This is a genomic window from Phenylobacterium glaciei (genome assembly GCF_016772415.1).
Taxonomy (GTDB): Bacteria; Pseudomonadota; Alphaproteobacteria; order Caulobacterales; family Caulobacteraceae; genus Phenylobacterium; species Phenylobacterium glaciei.
Window position 1 is genome coordinate 2,800,413 of sequence record NZ_JAGSGD010000001.1, and the last position, 25,114, is coordinate 2,825,526.

The window sequence follows — 25,114 nt, forward strand, 5'->3', positions numbered from 1 at the left end:
TTTTTACAACGTATACGCAAGGCGCGGGATCACGCAAGCCGGTCTCTCACCTGCCCCCGCGTGAACTTGACGAGGACCGCGCGGGCGGCACATCTGGGCCGCGATGACCGACCTGAACACCCTCGCCGCCGCCTTTCCCCCCGCGAGCGCCGCCGACTGGCGCGCCCTGGTGGAGAAGACCCTGAAGGATGCGCCCTTCGAGAGCCTCCAGCGCCAGACCGCCGAGGGCCTGCCCATCGCGCCGCTCTATGAGGGGTCCGACCAGGCGCCGGCCTTCACCCTGCGCCCCTTTGACGCCGACCGGCCCTGGGATATCCGCGGCCGCGTCACCCATCCCGACCCCGCCCAGGCCAATACCGACCTGATGACCGACCTGGAGGGCGGCGCTGCGTCGGCCCTGATCCGCATCGACCCGACGGGCGAGACCGGCGTCGCGGTGGGCTCGGCCCAGGGCCTGGCCCGCGTGCTGGACGGCGTGATGCTGGAACTGGCGCCGGTGGCGCTCGATGCGGGCTTCCTCGGCCCCAAGGCCGCCGATTGGCTCGGGACCGCCGCCAAGGGCGCCCCCACCGCCAAGCTCTATTTCCACCTCGACCCACTGAGCGCCTTCGCCCGCGGCGGCGAAAGCCCCGGCCCCATCGAGAGCCACCTGGTGTCCGCCGCCACTGTCGCGCGCCGGATGGCCGATTCCTATCCGGACGCCGGCCTGTTCCTCGCCTCGGGCCAGGTGGTCCATGAGGCCGGCGGCGGCGAAGCCGGCGAACTGGCCTTCGCCATCGCTGCGGCGCTCGCCTACGCCAAGGCCCTGGTGCGCGCGGGCCTCTCAATGGAGGACGCCTGGGGTCGGATCGTGATCGGCCTGGCCGCCGACGCTGACTATTTCGCCACCCTGGCCAAGCTGCGCGCCGCCCGCGCCGTCTGGTCGCGGGTGACGGCCGCCTGCGGGGTCACCGCCGCGCCGCGCATCGAGGCCCGCTCCTCGCACCGCATGCTGGCCGCCCACGATCCCTGGACCAACATGCTGCGGCTGACCGCCTCGGCGGTGGGGGCCAGCATCGGCGGCGCCGACGCGGTGGTGCTGGGCAGCTTCACCGACGCCATCGGCCTGCCCACCGCCTTCGCGCGCCGCCAGAGCCGCAACGCCCAACTGGTGCTGATGGAAGAGGCCCACCTGGGCCGCGTCGCCGATCCGGGCGCGGGCTCCGGCTATGTCGAGGCCCTCACCGACGAGATCGCCCGCGCCGCCTGGGCAGGCTTCCAGGCCATCGAGGCGCGGGGTGGCCTGATCGCGGCCCTGTCCGACGGCCATATCGCCGCCGAAACCGCCAAGGTCCGCGAGGCTCGCATCGCAGCCGGCCCCCTGAAGATCGTCGGCGTCACCGCCTTCCCGCAGGCCGACCAGGCGCCGGTCGAGGTGGTTCGCGCGCGCCCCAAGGCTGTGGAGGCCCCCTCGCCCCGCCTGCCCGGCCCCGACAGCCATTGCCCGCCCCTGACGGCTATCCGGCTCGCCGAAGCCTATGAGGTGAAAGCGTGAGCAGCTTCCCCGACTTCTCGACCCTGGCCTTCGACGACCAGGTCACCGTCGCCCCCGTTCCGCCATCGCCCGCCTGGGAGACGCCGGAGGGAATCGCGGTGAAGTCGGCCTATGGCGCCGCCGATATCGCCGGCCTGGACGACCTGGCCGGCTATCCGGGCCTGGCCCCCTTCGTGCGCGGTCCCTATCCGACCATGTACCTGACCAACCCGTGGACCATCCGTCAGTATGCGGGGTTCTCCACGGCCGAGGACTCCAACGCCTTCTACCGTCGCAATCTGGCCGCCGGGCAGATGGGCCTCTCCATCGCCTTCGACCTGGCGACCCACCGCGGCTACGACAGTGACCATCCCCGCGTGAAGGGCGATGTCGGCATGGCGGGCGTCGCCATCGACTCGATCTACGACATGCGGACCCTGTTCGACGGCATCCCGCTCGACAAGATGAGCGTGTCGATGACCATGAACGGCGCGGTGCTGCCGGTGCTGGCCCTCTATATCGTCGCCGCTGAGGAACAGGGGGTCAGCCACGACAAGCTGTCGGGCACCATCCAGAACGACATCCTCAAGGAGTTCCTGGTTCGGAACACCTACATCTATCCGCCGTCGCCCTCGATGCGGATCATTTCGGACATCTTTTCATACACTTCGCGCGAAATGCCGAAGTTCAACTCGATCTCGATCAGCGGCTATCACATCCAGGAAGCTGGAGCGACGCTGGACCTGGAGCTGGCCTATACCCTCGCCGACGGCATCGAGTATGTTCGCGCGGGCGTCGCCGCCGGCATGACCGTCGACCAGTTCGCGCCGCGTCTGTCGTTCTTCTGGAACGCCGGCATGAACGCGTTCATGGAGATCGCCAAGCAGCGCGCCGGGCGCCTGCTGTGGGCCAAGCTGATGAAGGACGAGTTCGATCCCAAGGACAGCCGCTCGCTGTCCCTGCGCGCCCACACCCAGACCAGCGGCTGGAGCCTGGCGGCGTCGGACGTCTACAACAACGTGCCCCGCACTCTCATCGAGGCCATGGCCGCGGTCGGCGGCCAGACCCAGAGCCTGCACACCAACTCCCTGGACGAAGCCCTGGCATTGCCGACGGATTTCTCCGCCCGCATCGCCCGCAACACCCAGCTCTTCCTGCAGCTGGAGAGCGGCCAGACCCGGGTGGTCGACCCCTGGGGCGGCAGCTACTATGTCGAGCGGCTCACCGCCGATCTCGCCGCCCGGGCCCTGGAGCACATCGCCGAGGTCGAGGCCCTGGGGGGCATGGCCAAGGCCATCGAGGACGGCCTGCCCAAGCGCCGCATCGAGGAGGCCAGCGCCCGCACCCAAGCCCGCATCGACTCGGGCCGCCAGAGTGTGGTCGGCGTGAATCGCTACCGCTCGGACATCGCCGAAGTCATCCCGATGCTGAAGGTGGACAACTCCGCCGTCCGCGAGCGGCAGTTGGAGAAGCTCACCCGCCTGAAGGCCGAGCGCGACCCCGCCGCCGTGGAGGCCGCCCTGACCGCCCTGACCGAGGGCGCGCGCGGAACCGCCAACCTGCTGGAACTGTCAGTCAATGCCGCCCGCGCCAAGGCCACGGTGGGCGAGATCAGCCTGGCCCTGGAGCACGCCTTCAGCCGCCACTCCGCCGAGGCCTTCGCGGTCACCGGGGTCTATCTGCGCGAAGCCGGCGCCACGCCGGCCAGCGACAAGGCCAAGGCGATGACAGATGCCTTCACCCAGGCCGACGGCCGCAAGCCCCGCATCCTGGTGGCCAAGATGGGCCAGGACGGCCACGACCGCGGCCAGAAGGTGATCGCCTCGGGCTTCTCCGACCTGGGCTTCGACGTCGACATCGGCAACCTCTTCCAGACCCCCGCCGAAGCCGCCGCCAAGGCCGTGGCCGACGGGGCCCACGTGGTGGGGGCAAGCTCGCTCGCCGCCGGCCACCTGACGCTTGTGCCGGAGCTGAAGGACGAACTGGCCCGGCTGGGCCGTGCAGACATCCTGGTGGTGGTGGGGGGCGTGATCCCGCCCGAGGACTTCGACGCCCTGCGCGAGGCCGGCGTCGCGGCGATCTTCACCCCCGGCACAGTGGTCACCGAAGCGGCCATCGAGGTGCTGGAGCGGCTGAACGAGCAGATGGGCTACGCCCAGCTGGACAAGGTCCAATAGGCCGTTGCAGGTAATTTGCTACTTTGAAGAGTGTAGATCATCTTGACACGCGACAAGTTAGTGCATTTGCTTCCGGCATCGGCTGGTCGGCGACTTTCGGTCGCGGACGCTGACTTGTTCTGGGGGGAACAGGATGAACGTGAAGCCGATCGGGCTCGGGACGCTTTGCGCCCTTTCCGTTTCCGCCGCCGCCTTCGGCCAGGATCCAGCGATTCCGGAGGCGCCTGCGCCTCTGCCGATGGCTGCCGCGCCTGCGCCGGCAGAACTTGGGTACGCGCCTTCACTGGCGTGGCGGGTTGAGCAGCGCTTCCGTCTCTGGGATAGCGTGAAGACAAACCCCGCGGACGCGGACGCGGCCGAACGGCTGTACACGGTCTTGGCGGAGACGAATGATGCTGATGTCTTCCATGATGACGTGGTCGGCTTCCTGAAGGGGAGACCCAATCTGCATCGGAAGGCGCATTGGGACGTCCAGGCGCGCCGCTACGACCTCAGCTATATCTATCCGACGACCTACACCATTCGGATTGGCATGAAGGATCCAGCCCCGTTGGCTGGCCGAACCTGCCAATGGACGACCACGGTCGGCGTCTTGGATCGCGCACAGGCAGGTTGTGAGTTCAGTGTTCTTCTGACCCTCCCGGCCCGGGCCGGTCTCGCCGGTTCACCGCCCGCCACGGTGACGGCTATCGTCACCGTGGCGGGCGGTGAACCGGGTCAGCTCACGACCTCCGACACAGTCGAGGTTCGCGATCAGCTCATTGTCTCACTAGGCGACTCCTTTGCGTCGGGAGAGGGCAATCCCGACGTTCCCACAAATCTGGCGGCTCTCTCGGCAGGTCCCGGTGCGGAATGGAACGCCGATTGGAAGCAACGGTGGATGGGGCGCGCCGCCCTGAACGGCATTCGCAATCCGAGCTGGTTTGACCCGGCTTGCCATCGATCCTTCTACAACCAGCACCTGGTCGCAGCCTTGAAGTTCGCGGTGGCCCGACCGCACGAGGCGGTCACCTTCCTCAGCTATGCGTGCTCCGGCGCGGCGGTGTTCAACGGTCTGCTGACCAGCCAGCCTCAGCCGCCCGGATATCGCGACGACCCCGGAATGGCGCCCTTGCAGGACGCCCAGGTGGAACGCCTTGTTGCGGACCTTTGTCCGCCTGACGCCGGGGGCGCCAGCACAGCCGCCCCGGCTGCGGCGAGAACCTATCAGAAGCCCCTCGTGAAGGACTGGGCGCCCTGGAGCGCGGCGAGCGAGAAGGTCGAGGCCAACGCCTTCCGGTGCGCAGGGCCGCCGGGACGTCGGATTGACGCCGTACTCATGAGCGTCGGCGGCAACGACGTCGGGTTCGCGCCCGTCATCCAAGGCGCGCTCCTACCTCGCAAGGCCGCAGATCCGTTCGGGACGGCCATCCTCACCCTTGTACGCGCGGCGACGGTGAGCCCGCGGGAAGCCAACGCCAGGATCGAGGAAACCCTCCCACGGAGTCTGGCGGCATTGGCCGCCCGCATGCGACAAGTCTCCGGCAGGGCGCCGATCCTACAGGCCAGTTACCCGTCGCCGGTCCGCGGCAGCGATGGGAGATTCTGCGGCCCTCTCGACGAGAACCTGCCCGGGGCGAGATCTCACCCGTCCGCCCGACGGCTGGTCGCACCAAGCGGGATTTGGCCAGATCAGGATGTTCCTCCCGAAGCCCGTTGGGGGATGAGCATCGATCAACGCGAAGGCGCGCTGACGGAACCGGTCGTCGTCACCTCCCTCAACAACTCGATCGAACTCTTCGCCCTCGAGAACGGTTGGGTTTTCGTTGAGGATTTTGCGCCCGGGATGCGGACTCGTGGCTGGTGCGCAGGCGACTCGCGAGCGGAGAACAGCGACCTGCCAGACTGGTCGGCCAAGGACCGTCAGTGGGTGACCTGGAATCCCGCGACCTGGGATCCCTATGCGCGACGTCAGCGCTACTTCCGAACGCCCAACGACGCGGCCCTGACCCAGGCGCAGGAGCTGGCGCGGCCGATCCCGGCCGTGTCCCAAGTCCTGACCCAGCGGCAGTTGGCCCTGATGAATGCCTTGTCCGGGGCCTTCCATCCGACCTTCCAAGCCCACGTGACGATGGGGCTCAGCCTGGCGAACCGTCTGAACAGCGAATTGCCCCCGGCCAGGTAGAGGTCACCAAGGTCTAGCTGGCGGCGGCGTCTCGCCGCAGGCGGGTTGCGCCTCAAACCCATTTCGGTGATGGTTGGCGCGAATGTCGGAGGGAACGGCCTTGGCTCGCACGAAAACGTTCGCGCTCGCCCTGATCGGACTGGGCGCGCTCAGTCTGACTCAGGTGGCCAGCGCCAATGCTCCGGTGCGTGAACGCACTCTGGCCGCTCCGGTTCCGTTCGTCGCTCCCGTGCCGATGGCGTCCAGCACCGTGGCCCACCGCTATTGGCCGGTGGTCACCAGCCTGGCTCAGGCCACCGTGGCGCCGGCTCACCTGTTCGACGGCAAGGTCCAGGGCGCGCCGCTGCGCAGCTTCGATACCCGCCGTCCGGCCGACCCCTCCAAGCCCCAGACCCGCCGCCACGTCGGCGTCGACCTCACCGCCGCCGAGGGCGACACGGTGGTGGCGATGGAGGACGGCAGGATCGTCAACTTCTACCCCTTCCTGGCCCGCGCGGCCTCGGTGGGCGGCGAGAACACCTACGCCATCCTGATCCAGCACAAGGACTACGTGGCCCTGTACGGCGAGGTCCGCGCCTCAAGCCTGGCCGCCAAGGGCCTGAAGGTCGGCGACCGCGTCGCGGCCGGCCAGCCCATCGGCGTCGTCAGCGGGACCGCTCAGCTGCACACCGAGACCTACGCCTCCGGCGTCACCCGCAACATCAAGTGGCCGGTGGGCGCGCCTCCGCCCCGCGAGATGCGCAATCCCACCCAGTTGCTGCTGGACACGGCGCTCACCGGCGAGCGGATCTATCCCAAGACTATCAGGCTCGCCGCGTCCTGAACCGCGCCTCGGCGGCGAACAGCGCCGCCAGGATGCAACCTGCCGAAATTCCGGTGACCAGGTCCCGCACCAGGGTCAGGCCAAAGGTCGCCAGCAGCACCACCGCCGTGCGCCACGACAGGCGCGCCAGCCGCGCGAACTCCACCCGCTCGGCCATGTTCCAGCCCACCACCACCAGCATCCCGGCCAGGGCGGCCAGCGGCACATAGGCCGCCAGCGGCGCGGCCAGCATCATGAAGCCCAGCAGGAACAGGCTGTGCAGCATGCCCGCCACCGGCCCCTTGGCGCCGGCCCGGACGTTGGTCGCGGTCCGCGCGATTGTCCCGGTGACGCTGATGCCGCCGAACAGGGCTGCGCCCATGTTCGCGACGCCCTGGGCCACCAGTTCGATGTTGGAGCGGTGCTGGCGCCCGCTCATGCCGTCGGCCACAGTAGCCGAGAGCAGGCTCTCGATACCCCCCAGCAAGCTGAAGGCCGCGGCGGCCGGCAGCACCGCCAGGACCTTCGCCATCGTCACGGCCGGCAGATGCGGCATGGGCAGGCCGCTCGGGATACCGCCGAACCGGCTGCCGATGGTCTCCACGCCCAGATGCAGGAAGGCCGCGGCCAGGGTGGCCAGCACCACGCCGATCAGCAGGGCGGGCCAGCGCGGCCGCCAGCGGCGGATGACGAACACCACGGCGATGCAGGCGCCGCCCACAGCGAACGCCGGCAGGCTCGCGGTCGGCAGGGCTTGGCCAAGGGCTGCGAGCTTCGGAGCCAACTCTCCAGGCTCTGGTCCGGCGAGCCGCAAGCCCAGCAGGTCCTTGAGCTGGCTCGCCGTGATGGTCACCGCGATGGCGGTGGTGAAGCCGACGGTCACCGCGTGCGGCACATAGCGGATCAGGCTGCCCAGCCGAACGAGCCCGCCAAGGGTCAGCATCATGCCCGAGAGAAAGGTCGCCAGAATCAGGCCGTCGACTCCATGGCTTGCGGCGGTCGCGGCCACCAGAACGATGAAGGCGCCCGCCGGCCCGCCGACCTGGAACCGGCTGCCGCCCAGGGCAGAGACCAGGAACCCGCCGACGATGGCGCTATAGAGCCCCCGGTCGGGTGAAACCCCCGAGGCGATGGCGATGCCCATCGACAGCGGCAGGGCGACGATGGCGACGGTGAGGCCGGCGATCGCGTCGGCGCGCAGGTCCTTCAGGCCATAGCCCTCGGCGAAAATGCTCACGAGCTTGGGGGTGAACGCACCTGAGAAGCGGGGCCTTACGACGTCGGTCATGCCAAGGCTCCATGCACGGCCACGCCGCGCCATGGGATCATAGTCCCCAACGCCGTCGACAGGCCTTGCGCCAGATCAAGCATCACGCGCTTGCCTCAGACGCACGCCCTTTCGGCCCCGTGAGTAGGGTCGGAGAACTAGTTCGGCGTGACGTTGCGTAGCTTGCCCTTCTTCTTGCCGCCCCAGCCGTGGGGCATCTCGGCGGGGCCGTGGCGAGCCTCGATGTCCTTCTGCAGGGCCTTGGCGGCCATCAGGTGGGCGGGGAAGACGGTGTCGATGGCCCAGCCGATGATCGGCACCTCCGACGTGCCGGCGTCGGCGGCGAGGTAGACCCCCATGCGCAGCAGCGTGGCGAGCGACGCCTGAGCCGCAAACCCCTCGATCATCAGCAGGCCGCCGGCGGCGACGCTGTAGATCAGGTTGGCGCCCGGCACCCAGGCCAGGACACCGTCCAGACCGATGCCGAAGGGGCCGATGCCGACGAGCCGGTCCGACAGGCGCTTGACCCGTTCGGCCGTGCGCCACGATTGGTGCGCCCTATCTCTGGATACCGCCATCCGGCCTCAACGCGCTCCCTAACCAAAGGCTCCGCTTAGCCGAGAAACACGACCCGGCGCTTTTCCTTGCCGGCCCGGATGCGGGAGAGAACATCCTTGTATTCTGGGCTGTTGGCAGCGTCTTTTCGCGTGCCCTCGAAATAGATGGTGTCCTCCATGTGCTTGAGCAGCATGTCGGCGGCCCATTTTTGACCGGTGAACAGGACATCGGCGAGCTTGCCGAGATTCCCCGCCGCGCCGGCCAGCGTATCGACGGCGAGGATGGCGAACATCTGCAGGAGGACCATGGGCGCCGCGCGCGCGCGCAGCCCGTCGAAGAGCAGGAGGCAGCCCGCGCCGACGCTGAACAGTTCCCCCGCTCCTGGAATCCAGGTCAGCAGCCCATCCAGGCCTATGCCCAGCGGTCCGATCCCCACCAGGTTGTCGGACAGCTTCTTCGTCCGCTCGATACTGCTGCGGATGTTGTGCAGGTCGATATGCGACTGCGCGACTAGCATTCACCGCTCCCAGGCCCCAGGCCAAGGGCACTCTGCCGCAAGCGAGCCCCCGCTCAAAGCCCAGCCCCCTCATTTTCGCGCCTCAGGGGAAACCCAGGCGGTCCGTAGCGCATATGGCGGGAGGGCGCCTCGCGAAGGCGCTGGATTCACCCTATGTTTGGACCATGGCCAAGACCGACCCGCCTCTGCTGATCGTCACCACCCACTTCATCGAGGGCCGCCCCGTGCGTCAGCACCTGGGCATGGTCTCGTCCCAGGCGATCCTGGGGGCCAATGTGGTGCTGGACCTGGTGAACGCCATCCGCGACTTCATCGGCGGCCGGTCGAAGGGCTATGAGCGAGTTCTCGCCCAGGCGAGGTCCGACGCCCTCAAGGGTCTGGAGGCCGAGGCCCGCGCGCTCGGCGCCAACGCCATCGTCGGCGTCGATCTCGACTACAACACCGTGGGCCCCAACGGCTCGATGCTGATGGTCTCGGTGAACGGGTCGGCGGTTATTCTGTAGAGCGTCCTTCTCCCCTTGCGGGAGAAGGAAACCTAAACCAGATCCCCCGCTGCGGCGTCGAACAGCAGGTAGGTGCGGCCGGCGTCGCTGGCGAGCAACTGGCTGACCTCGAAGCCCTGGTGGTCACGGGCGGCGGCGTCGTCCAGCATGTCCTGGAAGCCGTTGAGATAGGTCACCACCTGGCGGCGCAGGGTCTCGTCGGTGAACAGGCGGCGCGCCAGGCGGCGCGTGGCGGCCGGCGCCAGCTTGCGGACCACCTCGCGGGCGCCGTCGACATCCTCCACCTGGATGGCGGCGCTGATCTCGTCGATGCGGCCCCTGGGCAGCAGGGCGACGGGATCGATGCCCATGGCGGCGACCTCGGCGGCCAGCACCTGTTCCAGGCCGGGCTTGCCGGGCGCGCCGCCCTCGTCGATGGAGGACAGCAGGTCCTTCCAGGTCCATTCGTCTGAGGCGTCCTCGGCGGCCGGGGCCGGCTCACGCGCGGCGGGCGGACGGCCACCGGCCTGTTCGAAGACGTTGGAAAACTCCTCGTCCGTGGCGGTCGGCGTCAGGCGCAGGCGGCGGCGGGGCGGTAGCTCGGGCTCCGGCAGGGGTTCGGGCGCGCGCGAACGCCGAGCGGGCGGTTCGGGCTCGACCGGCTGGGTGAGCTCCAGGGCGTCGTCGTCCTCGTCTTCCTCGATATCGGCGAAGAGAGTTTCCGGCTCGGGCTCCGGCTCGCGGCGGCGGCTGGCGCGCGCCGGGGCGGCGATGCGCTCGCGCATCTGGGCGGGCTGGGGCGGCGCCACGCTGCCGGCGCCCCCGGCCACCGTGCCCATCAGGCGCACGGCGTCGCTGAGCATTTCGTAGTTGCGGCGGACACGGTCCTGGAAGGCCGCGTCGATGGCCTGGGTCTCGTCGGAGGTCCGGCGGGCCTGTTCCAGCAGGTCCTCGATACTGTCGGCCACGGCCTGACGCACTTCCTCGGCCTGGCCGCGGGCGGCGGCGGGCAGTCGGGTGGCGCGGGCTTCGATGTCGGCCATCATGCCGGCCAGCTCGTCCAGGGTGGCGCGGGCGGCGACCGCCCCCTCCTCCAGCTTGCGCGCGGTGGCGGCGCCGGCCTGTTCGACCATCTGGGCGGAGCGCTCGATCAGGTCGCGGGCCTCGGCCAGGCGTTGCTCGAACACCTGGTTGGCCTTCTGGCCGGCGCTGAAGGCGGCCTCGGAGAGCTGGTCCACCTGCTCGCGAGCGGTGACAGCATGGGCCTCGGCGGCCTTGCGGGTCTCCTCGGCGGCCTGGCCCAGGCCCTGGATCGAGGCGCGGGTCTGTTCCTCCAGCTTGCGGCGCTCCTCGGCGGCGGCCTGGGAGACGGCCTCCATGGAGTGCAGGGTCGACTGGCCGAACTCGTCCCGCTCGGCCTTGGCCGATTCCGCCAGTTCGCGGAACTGCTCAGCGGCCTCGGCGATCAGCTCGCGCAGGGCCTCGCCGCCCTTGACGGCGCGGTCGCCCATCTCGGCGGTCGACAGCCTGGCCTGGGTGATGAACTCCGACAGCTGGGCCGCGTGGGTCTCCGACTGGGCCCCGAAGGCCTCCTGGTCGGCGCGCAGGGCGTGGGCGACGGTGACCAGCCCAGCGCGTTGCTCGGTCAAGCCCTGCTCGACGCCGCGGATCTGATCGCTGACCCCGACGCCGGCGGTCTCCAGCCGGGAGATGTGACGGGTGAGGTCCTCGCCGGCGGTACGGGCGGCGTCGCTGGCCTCCCCCGCGGCGGCGGCCAGGTCGGCGGCGCGGGCGGCCAGGGCGGCCTCGGCCTCGCGCAGCTGGGTCTCGGCGAGATCGGAGGCCTCGGCCACCATGCGGGCCTGTTTGGTGATGGCGTCGGCCACCGCGCCCGCCTGGGCGTCCAGGGTCTGGCTGAGACCCATCATCTGGATTCGCTCATTGCCAAGCGTGCCGGTCAGTTCGGTGGCGGTGCGCGCACTGGAGGCGGTGGCGTCGATCAGGCGTTCGCTCTCCTGGGCCAGGGCCTGGCGCAGGGCCATCAGGGTGTCGCGGGCCTCATCGGCGGCGGCGCCGGCCCGGACGATCTCCTCGCGAACGGATTGAACGACATCGCTGGCCCGCGCGCCGGCGGCCATGGCAGGGGTGACCATCTCGTCGGCCAGCTGCTTGGCGCGGTTGGCCTCGACGCCGAGCTTCTGGCCCTGGCGGATCATATAGGCCGCGATCCAGACGAAGGCGGCCGGCCCGATGGCCATCGCCGCGAGCACGGTGAGCGCGAAGGGGTCGAAGTCGAAGGGCGACACGGCCCGACGATAGCCGAAGGCGAACGCGATGGGCGCCAGGGCCCAAAGCACAGAGACCACCAGGGCGGCCAGATAGATCGGCCAGGCCGACGGCAGGTCGGCGCTGACCGCCCTGGCCGGCGCGGGCTCGGGGCGCGGGGCCGGAATCTGCACGTTGGCCGGGGCGAGTTCGGCGGCGGGCGGGATGGGCGAGAGCGGCGCGGAGCTTTGCGGTTCGGCCAGGGGCGGGGCGATCGGAGGAACGGCGGCGGCGAGGTCCAGGTCCGGGGCCGCCTCAGGCGCGACGGCGCTCAGGCGCTGCGTGGCGTCCTCGTCGGTCAGGCTCTGGAAATCTACCGGCGGATGCCGCTTCTTGATCTTCATTCCGGCCTGTCTCAAGCGCCCCTGCGACCGGGCCGGCGCGAACCTCCGCGCGGCCCAAAAATTCTCGCCCCAACGGAAAGGATTACCGGCGAACCGGGCGCGCGGAAAGCGTCATTGGACGGAATCAGGTCCCGTGGAGACGGATTGTCGCGGAGTCCCGAAATGGGGCGCCAGACGGCGCGTCAGGTTTTGAGGACCTGGGCCTTCTGGGTGGGGCAGTCCGACGCCTTCTGGACGTGGTCCAGCACCTTCACAGCGGCCGGTTTGGGCGTGGCGGTGCGGGCGATGGTGCGCTCGGCCGGCGCCGGGTGCTCGATCTTGGGGGACTCGATGGCCACCCCGAAGTGCGAGTAGGCGACGGCGGAGGAGTGAACCACCACGGCCGCAACGATTTCGGTCAATGTCTGCACTGGAACACCTCCCCGAGCCCGATGCGATTCCGTCTACCGTCGGTATACGGCAAGCGCCGCCGTGGCGCGACGCCATGTAACGTGAAATTTTCGTCATGTAACCGGAAGGCGGGGCGGATCGACCCGGAAACCCGGGGATTCAGGTGATGGACGTGCCGGCGCCACGGCCCATTCAGAACAAGAGCTCCGTCATCCCGGACGGCCGACAGGCCGAGCCGGGACCCAGGGGAGATTGCTATGGCCCCTGGGTCCCGGCTCTCCGCTTCGCTGCGGCCGGGATGACGTGGTGGGTCACCTTACGCCGCAACCGAATCCTTGAAGGCCGCGCCCTCGTGGGAGAGCAGCCACTTCTTACGGGGCAGGCCGCCGCCGTAGCCGGTCAGGCTGCGGTTGGCGCCGATCACCCGGTGGCAGGGCACCACGATGGCCACGGGATTGGAGCCGTTGGCCAGGCCCACGGCGCGCATGGCGCTGGGCTTGCCGATGCGCTCGGCCAGGCCCTTGTAGCTCAGGGTTTCGCCGGCCGGGATCGTGCAGAGCGCGTCCCAGACCTTGCGTTGGAAGTCGGTGCCGTTGGTGGCCCAGGCGACGCCGTCGAAGGCGCCCATGTCACCCTCGAAGTAACGGGCGACGGCGACGCGCAGGGGGTCGGGCGCGCGGCCGGGGATCAGCTCCATCCCGGGATAGTGGCGGCCCATCAGCTTTCGCATGCGCGGCTCGTAGTCGGCGAAGTCGAAGGCGCGCAGCACGCCCTTCTCGTCCACCACCACCAGGGCCACGCCGACCGGAGTTTCCACGCGGTCGAGGATGAGGGTGTCAGGCAGCGACTTGGTCATGGGATCTCTCCTTGGTGATCTTCGGATCGAGCGCCGCGTCGGACGCCCAGAGATGGGAGGCGGCATAGGCCCGCCAGGGGCGCCAGCGTTCGGCGCGGGTCAGCAGTTCGGCCGGCGTCGGCCGCTGTCCGGCCTCGTCCTCGAGCGCGCGCAGCAGGCCGAGGTCGGCGTGGGGGAAGGCGTCGGGCTCCCGCAGGGCCCGCATCGCGATGTACTGCGCGGTCCACTCGCCGATGCCCGGCAGGGCGCGGAGCTGGGCGACCGCGGCCTCCAGGCTGCGCTTCATGCCGAACAGGTCCGGATCCTCGGCGGCGGCCTGGGCCAGAGACACCAGCGCCCGACCGCGGGCACGGGGCATGCCGAGGGTCTCGACATCGGCGGCGGCGAGTTGCTCCGGCGTCGGGAACAGATGGGTGAGGCCCAGCGTGTTGGCCGCCTCGTCCTGAACCGGCGAGCCGTAGGCCGCGGTGATCTTGCCGGCCAGGTTGCGGGCGGCCACCACGGTGATCTGCTGACCCAGCACGGCGCGGACGGCGAGTTCGAAGCCGTCCCAGGCGCCCGGCGCCCGCAGGCCCGGACGCCGCGCCACAAGGGCGGCCAGTTCCGGATCCTCCGAAAGGTGGCCGTTGATCAAGGCCGGGTCGGCGGCCAGGTCGAAGACCCGGCGCAGCTTGGCGATGACGGCGGGCCAGGCCTGGACCTTCGGGAAGCGCAGCGTGACGTCCAGCCAGTCGCCGCTCCCCTGCCCCACGATCACCAGGCCGAGGGCGTCGCCCACCTGCAGCAGGCGGGCGTAGCGGCGGCCGACCACGGTCTCGACGCCGGGAATGGCCCGCAGGGTCCAGAAGGCCAGCATGGCGTCCCAGTCATAGGGGGCGCGGTAGGGCAGCTGGATCGTGGCGCCGGCCCCGTCTCCCGCGCCGACATCGGCGCCCCCGGAGCGCCGCAGGGCCCCGGGCGGCCGGTCGAAGAGCTGCTGGAAGGTCTCGTTGAAGCGCCGCACGCTGCCGAAGCCCGAGGCCATCGCCACCTCCGCCATCGGCAGGCGGGTCTGGTGGATCAGCTGCTTGGCCAGCAGGACGCGGCGGGTCTGCGCCACGGCGACGGGGGAGGCCCCCAGATGCTGGCGGAACAGGCGGCGCAGTTGGCGCTCGCCGACCCCCAGCCGTTCGGCCAGGCCGTCCACATCGCCCTCGTCCAGCGCCCCCTGCTCGATCAGGGACAGGGCCCGCGAGACGGTGTTGGAGGTCCCCTTCCAGGAGCCGAGGTCCGGTGAGGTCTCCGGTCGGCAGCGCAGGCAGGGCCGGAACCCGGCCTCTTGCGCAGCGGCGGCCGAGGGGTAGAAGGCGATGTTCTCGCGCTTGGGCGTGCGGGCGGGGCAGACCGGGCGGCAGTAGATGCCGGTGGTCCTCACCGCCCCGAAGATGCGGCCGTCGAAACGGGCGTCTCGCATCGAGAAGGCGCGGTAACAGGCGTCGTCGTTCATATCCATGAGCTGATAGTCTGCCGCTCACGGGATGAAGTCTCGCGGTTTTCGGACATCGCCCCCATATAGGTGGCGGTTTTCGGACACCGAAGGCGGTGGCCCTTTCCTCGACGCGCTGTCAGTTATTCTCTGTCGTAACCCGGGCGGGCCTCTCGTAAGTCAGCCGCCTGGCCAAGGTCTGGCCCAAGTTGAACTGCAAGGTTTCCTGATGGCGGTCCCCGCTCTCGCATCCTCACCGGAGATCAGTCCGGCCACGCTCACCCACCTCCAGCGTCTGGAGGCCGAGAGCATCCACATCTTCCGGGAGGTGGTGGCCGAGTGCGAGAACCCGGTCATGCTCTATTCGGTGGGCAAGGACAGCGCCGTCATGCTGCGCCTGGCGCAGAAGGCGTTCTTCCCGGGCAAGCTCCCCTTCCCGCTGCTGCACGTCGACACGACCTGGAAGTTCAAGGCCATGTACGAGATGCGGGCGAAGATGGCCGCCGAGCTGGGCGCCGACCTGCTGGTCCACAGGAACCCCGAAGCGCTCGAGCGGGGGATCAATCCCTTCGACCACGGGTCCTTGCATACCGACATCTGGAAGACCGAGGGGCTGAAGCAGGCGCTGGACAAGTACGGCTTCGACGCGGCCTTCGGCGGCGGGCGGCGCGACGAGGAAAAGAGCCGGGCCAAGGAGCGCGTGCTGTCCTTCCGCTCGGCCCAGCACCGCTGGGATCCCAAGAACCAGCGCCCCGAGCTCTGGCGCCTCTACAATACGCGCAAGGCCAACGGAGAGAACTTCCGCGCCTTCCCGATCTCCAACTGGACCGAGCTGGACATCTGGCAATACATCCACCTGGAGAACATCCCCATCGTGCCGCTCTACTTCTCCGAGGAACGCCCGGTGGTGGAGCGCGACGGCATGCTGATCATGGTCGATGACGACCGCATGCCCCTCAAGCCCGGCGAAGTTCCGATGATGAAGTCGGTGCGATTCCGGACGCTCGGCTGCTACCCGCTGACCGGGGCCGTTGAGAGCACGGCCGCCACCTTGCCCGAGATCATCCAGGAGATGCTGCTCACCACCACCTCTGAGCGTCAGGGGCGGGCCATCGACCACGACCAAGCCGCCTCGATGGAGAAGAAGAAGCAGGAAGGGTACTTCTGATGACCACCCAGGCCGCCGGCGCCCATCAGTCCAATCTCATCGCCGAGGATATCGACGCCTATCTGCAGGCCCACGAGCACAAGAGCCTGCTGCGCTTCATCACCTGCGGCTCGGTGGACGACGGAAAGTCGACCCTGATCGGGCGATTGCTCTATGATTCCAAGATGATCCTGGACGACCAGATGGCGGCCCTGGAGGCCGACTCCAAGCGGGTCGGCACCCAGGGCGGCGACATCGACTTCGCCCTGCTGGTGGACGGCCTGGCCGCCGAGCGGGAACAGGGCATCACCATCGACGTCGCCTACCGGTTCTTTTCCACCGACAAGCGCAAGTTCATCGTCGCCGACACCCCCGGCCACGAGCAGTACACCCGCAACATGGTCACCGGCGCCTCGACCGCCGACGCCGCGGTGATCCTGATCGACGCCCGTCGGGGCGTGCTGACCCAGACGCGGCGGCACTCCTATCTCGTGTCCTTGCTCGGCATACGCCATGTGATCCTGGCCATCAACAAGATGGACCTGGTGGGCTGGAGCCAGGAGACCTACGACACCATCCTGGCAGAGTACCGCGCCTTCGCCGCCCAGATCGGCATCACCGACTTCACCGCCATCCCGATGTCGGCGCTCAAGGGCGACAACATCACCGAGCAAAGCGACGCCGCCCCCTGGTACGACGGCCCGCCGCTGATGGCCCTGCTGGAGACCCTGCCGGTCGAGGACGACCTGCAGAGCCGCCCGTTCCGCATGCCGGTGCAGTGGGTGAACCGTCCGAACCTCGACTTCCGGGGTTTCTCCGGCCTGATCTCCACCGGCGTCATCAAGCCCGGCGACAAGATCAAGGCCCTGCCCTCGGGCCGTGAGAGCACCATCGACCACATCGTCACCTTCAATGGCGACCTGGACCAGGCCGTCGCCGGCCAGTCGGTGACCCTGACGCTGAAGACCGAGATCGACATCAGCCGCGGCGACGTCATCTCCATCGCGAGCAGCCCGCCGCCGGTGGCCGACCAGTTCGAGGCCACCCTGGTCTGGATGGACGACGAGGCCATGTTGCCCGGCCGTCCCTACCTGCTGAAGATCGGCACGCGCACGGTCGGCGCCTCGATCACCGAGCCCAAGTACAAGGTCAACGTCAACACCATGGAGCACCTGGCCGCCAAGCGGCTGGAGCTCAACGAGATCGGGGTCTGCAACCTCAGCCTCGACGCCCCCATCGCCTTCGACCCCTATGTCGAGAACCGCGACCTCGGCGGCTTCATCCTCATCGACCGGATCTCCAACCGCACCGTCGCCGCCGGCATGATCCACTTCGCCCTGCGCCGCAGCCAGAACGTCCACTGGCAGGCCCTCGACGTCGACAAGGCCGCCCGCGCGGCGCTCAAAGGCCAACGCGGCCGGGTGGTCTGGCTGACCGGCCTCTCGGGCTCGGGCAAGTCCACCATCGCCAATCTGGTGGAGAAGAAGCTCCACGCCAACGGCCGTCACACCTGCCTGCTGGACGGCGACAATGTCCGCCACGGCCTCAACAAGGACCTGGGCTTCACCGACGAGGACCGGGTGGAGAACATCCGCCGGGTCGCCGAAGTGGCCAAGCTGATGGTGGACGCCGGCCTGATCGTGCTGGTGAGCTTCATCTCGCCCTTCCGCGCAGAGCGCCGGCTGGCCCGCGATCTCCAGGCCAAGGGCGACTTCGTCGAGGTCTTCATCGACACACCCCTGGCCGTCGCCGAGCAGCGCGACGTCAAGGGCCTCTACAAAAAGGCCCGCGCCGGAGAGTTGAAGAACTTCACCGGCATCGACAGCCCCTATGAGGTCCCCGAGACACCCGAGATCCGCATCGACACGACCCTCACCTCCCCCACCGAGGCGGCTGAGCAGATCACCGCCTGGCTCGAGGGCGAGCTCGACTACTCGATCTAGCGGCGTATCAGGCGGCGGCCCGCAACTCCGCGGCGCCGCCGGCCAGGGCGTATAGCGCCTCCAGCCGCGCCACCACCGGGTTGCGGATTATCTGGTAGGTCTCGAAGCGGTGCACGGCCGCCAGGTCGGTCCCCGTCACCAGATTCAACAGGTGACCCAGGCCTGACACCTCGGCCCCGCCCGCCAGGTCCACCTGGCTCGGATCCCCGGTCACCACCAGCCGGCTGTTGCGGCCGATGCGGGTGGCGGCCATCCGCATCTTGCCCACCGTCATGTTCTGGGCCTCGTCCACCAACAGCATGCTGTCGTTAAAAGTCCGTCCGCGCATCCGCCCGAGCGGCATGACCTCGATCATCCCGCGCTCGGTGAGCTGGTGGATTTCGTCGTGGCCAATCAGCTGGCGCAGCTCGTCCTCGATCGGGGTGAGTTGTTCGTCATAGGCGGTCTCGGCCCGCAGCACCGCCGTCATGGTCTCGCCCTCCAGCATCACCCGCGGCCGGGTCATCACCAGGCTCTTGATCCGCCCCTCGGCCAGCAGGCTGAGCCCCGCGGCGATGGCCAGGTGGGTCTTGCCGGTTCCGGTGGGCCCGACGCCAAAGATCAATGAGCGATCAGAATACAGCAGGGTGTGCATGAACCCCACCTGGCTGAGCGACATGGGTCGCACGGCTTGGCTGATGCCCTTGAGCCGGAAGGCCAGATCGAACTTCAGGGCATGGGCGATCGAGGCGGCGATCGCCTCCTCCACCAGCCCCTCATGGCTTCCCCCGGCGTGCAGCAGCTCGACGATCTTCTCCAGGACCGCCGCGGCCAGGGTCACGGCGATCTCGTCGCCGGTCATCGCCATGGCGTCGGGCCGTGGCGAGAACTGCACATGATAGGGACGAAGGCCCTGCTCGATGCGCCGCAGCGCGGCCCCCTGCCCGGAGATCAGGCGCTCCACCAGCTGCGGCGCCAGGGCGACGACCTTGGACGCGGTCGCCTGGGTCGGGTCGTGGTGGGGCTCCAAGAGATGCTCCGGGCGATGACGTGACAGATCAACTACGCCAACATTCGTCTCGAAGACTCAAAATTCACTTAAGCAACCACGTCAGAACGAATCCTCATTTCGCGTATACTTCGCAAAGCCATCTCGATGGCGAGACACCAGCCCATCACCCCTCAGAACTGCAGGACGATCTTTCCGAAATGCTCGCCGGCTGCCATGGCGGCGAAGGCCGCGCCCACCTGCGTGAACGGGAACACCTTGTCGACCACGGGTTGGATGCGGTGGAGCTCCAGGGCCCGGCACATGGCCTCGAACATCTCCCGCGACCCCACCGACACGCCCTGAAGCCTGGCGGAATTGCCGATCAGGGCGCCGGGATTGAGCCCCTCGCCCGCCCCCGCGACCACGCCGATCACCGCGATATGGCCGTTGATACGGATGGCCCGAAGGCTCTGTTGGATGGTGCCGCCACCGCCGACCTCCATGATGAAGTCGGCCCCCACCCCGCCGGTGGCCGCGCGCACAGCCTTCCCCCATTCGGGGTCGGTCTTGTAATTATGCAGGTGGTCGGCCCCGAGGTCCTTGGCCCGGGCCAGCTTCTCGTCGGAGGACGAGGTGATGAAGGTCCGGTAGCCCGCCGCACGGGCAAACTGCAGGCCGAAGATCGAGACCCCGCCGGTGCCCTGCAGGACCACGGTGTCGCCGGGCTCCAGCCGCGCGTCCTCGAACAGGCCGCGCCAGGCCGTCAGGGCGGCACAGGGCAAGGTCGCCACCTGCTGGTCGGTGAGATAGGCCGGGACCTTGGAGACCCCTTCCTGACTGAACAGCTGCAGTTCCGACCCCGCGCCGGGGATCGGGAAGCCGAGGGAGGAGGACAACTTCTCCACGATCGGTCGGCCCGACTGCCAGTTCTGGAAGAACAGGGTGGCGATCCGGTCGCCCACCGCGACGCGGGTGACACCCGGCCCGATGGCCTCAACCACGCCACAGCCATCGGAAAAGGGGGTGATGGTGGCCGCCTGGCCAGAGCCGCGGCCATACATGCCGTTGATCATCAGCATGTCGCGGTAGTTCAGAGACACCGCCTTCATCCGCACCAGCACCTGGCCGTGCCCCGGAGTCGGGTCGGGTTTCTCGACGACCTTGATCTGGTCGCCGCCCCAGGGGGCGGTCACTTCCAACGCACGCACGGCGGTTCCTCTCCGTCCTGATTTTACGGACATAGTCGCCCCCTCGGAGCAGGCTTCAAGACTGTCGTTGCGTAAGCTCGCCTTCCGAGCGCCACATCCCCGCTCTAGGGTCGGCTTCATGACTCAGTCCCGCCTTCTGGTTTGTGGCTTCGGTTCCTTCCCCGCGGCCCCACGCAATCCCTCCGGCGCTGTCGTCGAGGCCCTGGCGCAGGAAGCCTGGGCCCCACCTGGTTTCGAGGTGGAGTACCTGACCCTGCCCGTGGCCTGGACCGGCTCGGTGGAAGCCATCCAGGACGTGCTGGCCGCACGGTCGGCCGACGCGGTGCTGGTGGTGGGCGTGGCCACCGAATCCGACGCCTTCCGCGTGGAGACCATGGGCCGCAACCATGCCGGCCGCGCCAAACCCGACCACGCCGGCGACGTCTGGGAAGGGTCGGTGATCAAGCCCGACGGTCCGGGCGCCCTGGCCTCGACCGCCCCCACCGGCGACATCCTTGACGCCCTGATCGGCTCGCACCTGGCCGCGCGGCTGTCGGACGACGCCGGCGACTACCTCTGCAATTTCACCCTCTACCGCCTGCTGGCCGAGCAGGCCGCGCCGTCGGTCGGGTTCCTGCACGTCCCCCAGGTCCGGGAGTTCTCCGAGAGCGCCAACGGGTCGCTGCAGGATATCGACCAGGCCGTGCGGGCCACGGTCCGCGCCATGGCGAACGCTCTTAGCCGTCCAGTCGCCGAACGCCGTACAGCCTGATCGCCCCGGCCAGGCCAGCCACCGACATGGCGGCCATCACAAAATACCCGTGCGCGCCGATCCGGTCGAACAGCGCGCCGGAGACGATGGTCGCCACCCCGCTCAGCACCCCACCCGACAGGGCCGAGTTGATGGTCTGGGCCGCCGAGGCGTTGCTGGGCTTGGACAGCCGATCCACCAGTTGCAGGGCGCCTATGAAGGTCGCCGCATAGGTGAAGGTGTGCAGCATCTGTATCGGGAAAACGATCCAAAGCGGCGGTGACAGGGCCAGGGCGCCCCAGCGGACCACGGCCGCCACCCCGCCCAAGACCAGCAGATTGCGCGCGCCGAACCGACGCCGCCAAGGCTCCATGAACCACAGGAAGGCCACCTCCACCCCGACGCCCACGGCCCACAGGAGACCGGTCATGTCTTCCGGAATCCCCTGGTTGCGCCAGGCCAGGGTGGAGAAAGAATAGTAGAAGGCGTGGGCCGCCTGGATCAGGCCCGCCGAGACCACGACGAGCATGAAGTCCTTGTCGCGCAACAGGTCGCCGAGTCCCGCCATCCGTTCCGAAATCGCCGCCACCCCGCCCCCCTCCCGCACGGGGTCGGGCGGCAGCAGGTACTGGGCTCCGATGCCGGTCATCAGGGCGGCCACGGTGATCCAGATCAGGACCAACTCCGGCGAGCCCCGGGCCAGCAGCAGACCCATGCCGATATTGGCGACCACGAAGGCGGCAGAGCCGATGCCCCGGGGCCAGCCATAGTTGAAACCATCGGCTTGCGACCGGGCCAGGACGATGACGTCGGTGAGGGGCACGATGGTCGCATAGAGGGTGGAGCCGATGAACCAGAGGCCAAACCACCAGGCGAATCCGAAGGGCGCCGCCAGCAGGCCGTAGGCCAGGGCCATGGCCAGCCCCATCAGGATCAGGGGTGTGCGGCGAAGGGAGAAGCTGTCGGCCCACATCGCCAGCAAGGGCCCGGTCACCACTCGCGCCAGCATCGGAGCAGACAGGATAATCCCGATCTGCGCCCCGCTCAGACCCCGGTGGTCGAACCAGACCGGGATATAGGGCGAGGCCGCCCCCGACCCCAGGAACAGGGTTCCGTAGAACAGACCAAGGCGCAGCGTCGATGACATGGTCGGCCACGCCTAGCGTGAGTCGGGGGCGGAACTCGTCATGGCGCAATTGGTAGTGCGAAGTGATCGCACGAGCCCTTCCGCTGGCCCGCGCAAGCATGGTAGCCGCAGGGCTGCGATGACCGACAAACCCCATGCCGCCAGTGTCTCCGAACTGCTCGTCCTGATCGGGCAGCGGAAGACTCGCAAGGTGTCGGTGGCCGACATCCTGGAGACGTTCGGTGATCGCGCCTTCGGGGCGCTGATGTTCGTGTTCGCAGCCCCTTTGGTCCTGCCCATGCCCCCCGGCGTCTCGGCGATCCTCGGCGCGCCGCTCGCCTTCATCACCGCCCAGTGGATGCTGGGGCGCCGCACGCTCTGGCTGCCCAAGGCCCTGCTGGCGCGGACCATGAGCATGTCGGACTACCGCAACCTGTCGGAAAAGCTGATGCCGCACCTGGAGCGGCTGGAGCGGCGGCTGAAGCCGCGCCTGACCTTCATGTACAACCGCTTCGCCGACCGGCTGATGGGGGCGATCTGCTTCTCGCTGGCCATCATCGTCTTCCTGCCGATCCCCTTCGGCAACATGCTGCCCTCCTTCGCCATCGCCGCCTTCGCCATCGGCACGGCGGAACGCGACGGCTATGCGGCGATCATCGGCTGGGTGATGGCGGCGGTCAGCATCGTGGTGCTGGGCGTACTGTCCAAGGCGATCATCGCCGCCATCATGGCCTTCTTCGGCACCCTGATGGGGATGTTCTAGCCGCTCACCGTGGCCGCGAGCGGAAGAGCTGCGGCCACTCGTCCGCGCCCAGGCCACGGCAGGCCGGCATCTCAAGCTGGTCGCTGATCCGGAACGCCTTGCCGTCCCAGACCCAGGAATAGGCCCCGCCGCAGTCGGCGATGCCTCGGCCCTTCTCGAAGTTGCTGAGGGTCTGAGTCTCCGGATCGAAGCCGACATTCATCAGCAGGTGGGTGGTTGCGCCGTCGAGATTGGGAATCTGGGCCAGCCGAACGTGGCCGCCCTTCTCGTCGGCCAGCAGGAAGCCGTAGATCTCGTTATAGGCGCCCCGGTAGCAGAGTTCGCCATAGAGGATCACGCCGGGCGATAGGCGCGCGATGATCGGGTCGTAGTCCTCCGCGCTCAACGAGGCGTCGCAGTCCTCGCCGAGCTTGGCCCGCATGCCGGGCCAGAGTTTCTCCGGCAGGTTGGACTGGGACACCGCAGGCCCCGGGCGGACCAGGGGGACCGGCGGCGGAGCGGGGACGGCCGAGGCGGGCCCAGGGCCCTTGGCCACCAGGGCGGTGAGCGTGCCCGCCCTCTGCTGCTGATCGTCCATCCAGCGTAGGGCCGCAGCCGCGCCGGTCAGCAGGATATCGCTGCGGCCGGGCGCCAGCGTCAGCCGCTTTCCATTGCGGATGGCGCCCAGCAGGGCGGCCGTCTGGCTGGGCGTCAGCACCACGTCGGCGTCACCCTCGGCCTTGGGCGCGAGGCCTGCGACCGGCTTGCCGTCCACCCGCACCGCCCAGCGCGTCGGCGCGCCGGACTCGCTTGCCAGCACCAGCCGCGCCACAGGCGCGGCCCCCGCGGCCGCCGGGCGCTGGACATGCAGGAACGGCCGGTCATCGGCCCCCTCCTCGGCGAAGCCAAAGGCCGAACACTCGCGCGTGTTGTCGCAGACGACCGTCCAGTCCTGGAAACTCTTGCTGGCCGCCTGGGCGCTGGTCGCCATCAAGACGCCCAGCAGGGCTGCGATCATCGCCTTCATGGTCCGCTCCCGGTTGCCGAGGACGAAGCGGAGCGTAAGGTCAGATCAAGCCATGGCAAATGGCGAACTGAGGGACATTCCATGAGCCGACCCAACAGCCGAGACCGCGCCCTGCGCGAACGCGCCGCCGCCGTGATCCCCGGCGGCATGTACGGCCACCAGTCGGTGGGCCTGCTGCCCGACGACTATCCGCAGTTCTTCGCCCGCGCCGAGGGCGCGCACCTGTGGGACGTGGATGGGAACCGCTACCTAGACTTCATGTGCGCCTATGGCCCCAACCTGTTCGGCTACGCCAACCCGGAGATCGACGCGGCCTATGTCCGCCAACTCGGCCTGGGCGACACCCTGACCGGCCCCACTGAGCTGATGGTGCGGCTGGCCGAGGAGATGGTCGCCCTGGTGACCCACGCCGACTGGGCGATCTTCTGCAAGAACGGCACGGACGCCACCTCGATGGCGCTCTCCACCGCCCGCCAGCACACCCGGCGCAAGACCATCATCCGGGCCAAGGGCGCCTATCACGGCGCGGCCACCTGGTGCGTCAACCGCCCGGCGGGGACTGTTCCGAGCGACCAGGCCCACCAGATCTTCTGCGACTACAATGACGTGGCCAGCCTTGAGGCCGCCGCCGCCCTTGCCGGCGACGACCTGGCCGCCATCTTCGCCGCCCCCTTCAAGCACGACGCCTTCATCGATCAGGCCGATCCGGACCTGGCCTATGCCCGCAAGGCGCGCGAGATCTGCGACCGCACCGGCGCCTTGCTGATCGTCGACGAGGTCCGCGCGGGCCTGCGGCTGTCGCGCGACCTGTCGTGGTCGCGGATCGGGGTGCAGCCGGACCTGTCGACCTGGGGCAAGTGCCTGGCCAACGGCCATCCGATCTCGATGATGCTGGGGGCGGACAAGGCCAAGAAGGCCGCCTCGCAGATCTATGTCACCGGCTCCTTCTGGTTCCAGGCCGCACCGATGGCCGCGGCCCTGGAGACCCTGCGTCTGGTGCGCGACACCGACTATCTGGAGCGGCTGCAGACCCTGGGCGACCGGCTGGCCGACGGGCTGCGGGAACGCGCCAGCGCCGCGGGCTTCGGCTTCCGGGTCTCGGGACCGGTGCAGATGCCGCTGTTCCTGTTCGAGGACGACCCGGACCTGCGCAAGGGCTTCTGCTGGTCCAGCGAGATGCTGAACCGGGGCGTCTACGTCCACCCGTGGCACAACATGTTCATGTGCGCGGCCATGACCGAGGGCGACATCGACGCCGCTCTCAACGCCGCCGAGGCCGCCTTCGCGGTGCTGAAGCAGCAGGGCCCCAGCCTCGAACCCGTCGCCAAGATGAGCTTCCTCACCGCGAGCCACAGGTAAGA

The 25,114-nt window shown here is 68.9% G+C and carries 21 protein-coding genes and 1 pseudogene; 10 read left to right on the forward strand and 12 right to left on the reverse strand.

The features are described from left to right. Positions 1 to 103: 103 nt before the first annotated feature. The 4 genes from JKL49_RS13775 to JKL49_RS13790 all read left to right on the forward strand — a co-directional run bounded on the left by JKL49_RS13775 (position 104) and on the right by JKL49_RS13790 (position 6,677). Positions 104 to 1,534 carry a methylmalonyl-CoA mutase family protein gene (locus JKL49_RS13775; RefSeq protein ID WP_215341193.1) on the forward strand — a complete coding sequence of 477 codons (1,431 nt, stop codon included), beginning with the start codon at positions 104 to 106 and terminating at the stop codon, positions 1,532 to 1,534. Continuing rightward, positions 1,531 to 3,690 carry a methylmalonyl-CoA mutase gene (gene scpA, locus JKL49_RS13780; RefSeq protein WP_215341194.1) on the forward strand — a complete coding sequence of 720 codons (2,160 nt, stop codon included), beginning with the start codon at positions 1,531 to 1,533 and terminating at the stop codon, positions 3,688 to 3,690. The genes JKL49_RS13775 and scpA overlap by 4 nt, the downstream gene beginning before the upstream one ends. A 133-nt stretch (positions 3,691 to 3,823) precedes the next feature. Continuing rightward, positions 3,824 to 5,854 carry an SGNH/GDSL hydrolase family protein gene (locus tag JKL49_RS13785; RefSeq protein WP_215341195.1) on the forward strand — a complete coding sequence of 677 codons (2,031 nt, stop codon included), beginning with the start codon at positions 3,824 to 3,826 and terminating at the stop codon, positions 5,852 to 5,854. A gap of 100 nt (positions 5,855 to 5,954) precedes the next feature. After that, positions 5,955 to 6,677: a M23 family metallopeptidase gene (locus tag JKL49_RS13790; RefSeq protein ID WP_215341196.1), complete on the forward strand. Its 723-nt coding sequence runs from the start codon at positions 5,955 to 5,957 to the stop codon at positions 6,675 to 6,677. Here JKL49_RS13790 and JKL49_RS13795 read toward each other — a convergent pair. The 3 genes from JKL49_RS13795 to JKL49_RS13805 form a co-directional block, all read right to left on the reverse strand. Then, positions 6,658 to 7,944 carry a SulP family inorganic anion transporter gene (locus JKL49_RS13795; RefSeq protein WP_215341197.1) on the reverse strand — a complete coding sequence of 429 codons (1,287 nt, stop codon included), beginning with the start codon at positions 7,942 to 7,944 and terminating at the stop codon, positions 6,658 to 6,660. The genes JKL49_RS13790 and JKL49_RS13795 overlap by 20 nt on opposite strands. Before the next feature lie 137 nt (positions 7,945 to 8,081). Next, positions 8,082 to 8,501: a DUF4112 domain-containing protein gene (locus tag JKL49_RS13800; RefSeq protein ID WP_215341198.1), complete on the reverse strand. Its 420-nt coding sequence runs from the start codon at positions 8,499 to 8,501 to the stop codon at positions 8,082 to 8,084. Between the two features lie 35 nt (positions 8,502 to 8,536). Next, positions 8,537 to 8,998 carry a DUF4112 domain-containing protein gene (locus JKL49_RS13805; RefSeq protein WP_215341199.1) on the reverse strand — a complete coding sequence of 154 codons (462 nt, stop codon included), beginning with the start codon at positions 8,996 to 8,998 and terminating at the stop codon, positions 8,537 to 8,539. A gap of 185 nt (positions 8,999 to 9,183) precedes the next feature. On the opposite strand from JKL49_RS13805, the gene JKL49_RS13810 reads away from it, so the two are divergent. Continuing rightward, positions 9,184 to 9,501 (forward strand): heavy metal-binding domain-containing protein, encoded by a 318-nt coding sequence (locus tag JKL49_RS13810; RefSeq protein ID WP_215342822.1) that lies wholly within the window; start codon positions 9,184 to 9,186, stop codon positions 9,499 to 9,501. Positions 9,502 to 9,533: 32 nt separating this feature from the next. Here JKL49_RS13810 and JKL49_RS13815 read toward each other — a convergent pair whose 3' ends face one another. The 5 genes and pseudogenes from JKL49_RS13815 to JKL49_RS13830 form a co-directional block, all read right to left on the reverse strand. Then, a complete protein-coding gene (locus tag JKL49_RS13815) occupies positions 9,534 to 12,149 on the reverse strand; it encodes a coiled-coil domain-containing protein (RefSeq protein ID WP_215341200.1) in 2,616 nt (871 codons plus the stop codon). A 182-nt stretch (positions 12,150 to 12,331) separates the two neighbouring features. Continuing rightward, positions 12,332 to 12,559 (reverse strand): hypothetical protein, encoded by a 228-nt coding sequence (locus tag JKL49_RS13820; protein ID WP_215341201.1) that lies wholly within the window; start codon positions 12,557 to 12,559, stop codon positions 12,332 to 12,334. A 188-nt stretch (positions 12,560 to 12,747) separates the two neighbouring features. Beyond that, positions 12,748 to 12,840, reverse strand: a pseudogene (locus JKL49_RS21035) (hypothetical protein); the annotation flags it as partial. 15 nt (positions 12,841 to 12,855) lie between these two features. Next, a complete protein-coding gene (locus tag JKL49_RS13825) occupies positions 12,856 to 13,395 on the reverse strand; it encodes a methylated-DNA--[protein]-cysteine S-methyltransferase (RefSeq protein ID WP_215341202.1) in 540 nt (179 codons plus the stop codon). After that, positions 13,376 to 14,887, reverse strand: coding sequence for an AlkA N-terminal domain-containing protein (locus JKL49_RS13830; protein WP_215341203.1), 1,512 nt, complete (start codon positions 14,885 to 14,887; stop codon positions 13,376 to 13,378). Before JKL49_RS13830 ends, JKL49_RS13825 begins: the two co-directional genes overlap by 20 nt. A gap of 202 nt (positions 14,888 to 15,089) precedes the next feature. Between JKL49_RS13830 and cysD the strand changes: the two genes are divergently transcribed. Further along, a complete protein-coding gene (gene cysD / locus JKL49_RS13835) occupies positions 15,090 to 16,028 on the forward strand; it encodes a sulfate adenylyltransferase subunit CysD (protein ID WP_215341204.1) in 939 nt (312 codons plus the stop codon). After that, the gene (gene cysN / locus JKL49_RS13840) at positions 16,028 to 17,950 is read left to right on the forward strand and encodes a sulfate adenylyltransferase subunit CysN (protein WP_215341205.1); all 1,923 of its coding nucleotides are present in this window, start codon (positions 16,028 to 16,030) and stop codon (positions 17,948 to 17,950) included. Before cysD ends, cysN begins: the two co-directional genes overlap by 1 nt. Before the next feature lie 7 nt (positions 17,951 to 17,957). Here cysN and JKL49_RS13845 read toward each other — a convergent pair whose 3' ends face one another. After that, complete coding sequence (locus tag JKL49_RS13845; RefSeq protein WP_215341206.1) at positions 17,958 to 18,959, reverse strand: PhoH family protein; 1,002 nt, start codon at positions 18,957 to 18,959, stop codon at positions 17,958 to 17,960. A gap of 152 nt (positions 18,960 to 19,111) precedes the next feature. Next, the gene (locus JKL49_RS13850; RefSeq protein ID WP_215341207.1) at positions 19,112 to 20,128 is read right to left on the reverse strand and encodes a zinc-dependent alcohol dehydrogenase family protein; all 1,017 of its coding nucleotides are present in this window, start codon (positions 20,126 to 20,128) and stop codon (positions 19,112 to 19,114) included. Between the two features lie 118 nt (positions 20,129 to 20,246). Between JKL49_RS13850 and JKL49_RS13855 the strand changes: the two genes are divergently transcribed. Next, positions 20,247 to 20,879 carry a pyroglutamyl-peptidase I gene (locus tag JKL49_RS13855; protein ID WP_215341208.1) on the forward strand — a complete coding sequence of 211 codons (633 nt, stop codon included), beginning with the start codon at positions 20,247 to 20,249 and terminating at the stop codon, positions 20,877 to 20,879. On the opposite strand, the gene JKL49_RS13860 is transcribed toward JKL49_RS13855, so the two are convergent. Next, complete coding sequence (locus tag JKL49_RS13860; RefSeq protein WP_215341209.1) at positions 20,845 to 22,005, reverse strand: MFS transporter; 1,161 nt, start codon at positions 22,003 to 22,005, stop codon at positions 20,845 to 20,847. The two genes, JKL49_RS13855 and JKL49_RS13860, sit on opposite strands and share 35 nt — an antisense overlap. Before the next feature lie 118 nt (positions 22,006 to 22,123). On the opposite strand from JKL49_RS13860, the gene JKL49_RS13865 reads away from it, so the two are divergent. Next, on the forward strand, positions 22,124 to 22,747 hold the full coding sequence (locus JKL49_RS13865; RefSeq protein WP_215341210.1) for an exopolysaccharide biosynthesis protein: 624 nt from the start codon (positions 22,124 to 22,126) through the stop codon (positions 22,745 to 22,747). A 4-nt stretch (positions 22,748 to 22,751) separates the two neighbouring features. Here the strand turns inward: JKL49_RS13865 and JKL49_RS13870 are convergent, their stop codons facing one another. After that, positions 22,752 to 23,753, reverse strand: coding sequence for a DUF1176 domain-containing protein (locus JKL49_RS13870; protein WP_215341211.1), 1,002 nt, complete (start codon positions 23,751 to 23,753; stop codon positions 22,752 to 22,754). Between the two features lie 81 nt (positions 23,754 to 23,834). On the opposite strand from JKL49_RS13870, the gene JKL49_RS13875 reads away from it, so the two are divergent. Continuing rightward, positions 23,835 to 25,112 carry an aminotransferase class III-fold pyridoxal phosphate-dependent enzyme gene (locus JKL49_RS13875; RefSeq protein WP_215341212.1) on the forward strand — a complete coding sequence of 426 codons (1,278 nt, stop codon included), beginning with the start codon at positions 23,835 to 23,837 and terminating at the stop codon, positions 25,110 to 25,112. The last annotated feature ends 2 nt before the right edge of the window (positions 25,113 to 25,114 follow it).